The organism is Streptomyces sp. NPDC026672 (genome assembly GCF_040638185.1).
In the GTDB taxonomy this organism is placed as follows: Bacteria; Actinomycetota; Actinomycetes; order Streptomycetales; family Streptomycetaceae; genus Streptomyces.
In genome coordinates, this window is the sequence record NZ_JBEZXS010000102.1 from 1 (window position 1) to 2,243 (window position 2,243).

2 protein-coding genes are annotated in these 2,243 nt (G+C 62.1%); one reads left to right on the top strand and one right to left on the bottom strand.

Annotated features, from left to right (window positions below):
• Positions 1–183: 183 nt before the first annotated feature.
• A complete protein-coding gene (ltrA, locus tag AB0F77_RS42920; RefSeq protein ID WP_358079602.1) occupies positions 184–1,443 on the bottom strand; it encodes a group II intron reverse transcriptase/maturase in 1,260 nt (419 codons plus the stop codon).
• A 530-nt stretch (positions 1,444–1,973) separates the two neighbouring features.
• Between ltrA and AB0F77_RS42925 the strand changes: the two genes are divergently transcribed.
• Positions 1,974–2,243 (top strand): transposase (locus AB0F77_RS42925; RefSeq protein WP_361960217.1); only part of this gene is annotated, 270 nt, incomplete at its 3' end.

Here is a 2,243-nt window from a genome sequence, read left to right on the forward strand (position 1 = left end):
GCGCACCAGCATGCCGCCGCCACCGGTCGAAAAGGGGGCGGCATCAGCAGGACGAACCGGACGATCACGCCCTCGGCCGATCCCGAGGCGGGCTGCCGAGTAGCCGGGAGGGATCTCACCTCCCGGCTCTCACAGAACCGTGCGTAACAGTCTCCCGTTACACGGCTCTTGCCGTTCTGATCGTCAGGTCATCACAGCCGCGACGGTGCAGCGCCAGTGCGCGAACATGCGGGGGTATCGCTGGGCGATCTCCAGCATTTTCGAGATGGCTTTCCGTTCGGCCGCAAGCCGTTTGTACTTCTGGCGGATCCATCGCACCAGGTAGGCGTTGATGCGCATCAAGAAGGGATTCAGCTCCCACGGTCTGAAACGTCCGTAGTAGTTGATCCAGCCGGCCACGACAGGATTGATCCTGCGGGCAAGCTCTCGGAAGGACAGATCGGACCGGGTGTGCAAGCGCCAAGACCGCACTTCCCGTCCCATCTTCTTCAGGGCGTCCTTGCTGACAGCAGGGTCGAACGACTGGAACGACTTGCCGTATCGATCCTGGTTCTGCCTGGCTCGGAACGTGTATCCGAGGAAGGTGAACGCCATGTGCTCGAATGAGCCTTGGCGTCGGCCGTCCCTGCAATACACAATCCGGGTCTTGTCCGGGTGCAGGTGCAGCCCGACCTCAGCCATCCTGTCCACGAGCGCGGCCAGCACCGTCCGGGCCTGACGCTCGGTGACGCAGTGCAAAACTGCATCGTCCGCATACCGCTCGAACCAGATGTTCGGGAACTCCCGTGCCATCCAGGTGTCGAACGCGTAGTGCAGGAACAGGTTCGCCAACACAGGGGAAACTGGCGCCCCTTGCGGGGTTCCGCGTTCCCGTTGCAGCAGAGTGCCGTCGGGCATGGCGAGCGGGGCCTCGAGCCACCGCCGGACATACAAATTCACCCAAACGGCGTCGGTGTGTGCTCCCACCGCCTTGACCAGCAGGTTCCAGGGCACGCTGTCGAAGAACTTGGTGATGTCGAACTCCACCACCCAGTCCCGCTTCCAGCAGCGTTCCCGACACTTGCCTATCGCGTCCAAAGCGGACCGCCCTGGCCGATATCCATAGCTGTCTGGATGGAATAGAGGCTCCACCCTCCGCATCAGATGTCGCGCCACAACAGTCTGAGCCACACGGTCGGAGACGGCGGGAATGCCGAGCACTCGCGTTCCAGATCCGTGCGACTTGGGAATAACGACCGCACGCACCGGAGGCGGGAAGTAGGAGCCCGATGACATCCGGTTCCAGACCTTGTAAAGATTTCCCTTCAGGTCTTTCGCGAACTCATCGATACTCCGGCCGTCCACACCGGGTGCGCCTCTATTTGCCCTGACTTCCTCCCACGCCTCCTTGACTTCCCACTTCGAGATATCAAACGGCTTGATCTGAGACTTCAACTGGCTCACCGAACTCCTCCCGGACACTGTCCGGTTGATGCGATCAACTCAGTCACGAACGACCCGGCCCCTTCGCTCCACCCCCGTTACAGAGGCTTCCTCACTACTACGGACCGGTCCGCCAGCAGGCTCCGCGTCGGTACTCTGCCCCTCACAGTTTCTGCTGCTCGGGGTACTCCCTCTCGCCCACTACCCCTCGGGCAGTATCGGGACCTGCCTTCTCCTGTTCCATGCGAAAGCAGCAGACCGGACTCGCGTCGCCTACATGCCGGACACCACCTGGCCAATAAACGGGCACCCGCCAGGCTCATCCCGGGATAGTGGTCACACCCCGGTTTCGATGCCGTCTTCATCTTTTTCGACACGTCAGCAGCGATTCGCTTGCGTTCGCCTTTCCAGTCCCCACCTGACGCCTCTTACGACGCCTTTTCCTCATCGCTCACCACGACGGTCTTCAGTCAACGCGGCATGAGGCGGTTTAGAGCCTCCCCCCGCAGGGCGACTCTGAAGGGCCATACCTTCATCTTTCGCACAGCACCATTTCCAGAAGCGGCCCTACAACCAACTCCCTTTCATGTTCAGGACACAAGACCACCAAAATCCATCTCGCCTGCGACGGCAGGGGCCGCCCGCTCGCGATCCTGGTGATGCCCGGCCAGCGCCACGACAGTGTCTGCGCACGCCCTCTGCTGGAACGGATCCGTGTTCCCCGCACCGGCCCGGGCCGGCCTCGGTGCAGGCCCGACCAGGTCATCGCAGACAAGGCTTACAGCTCCCGCGGTTTCCGTGCCTACCTGCGAAAACGTGGC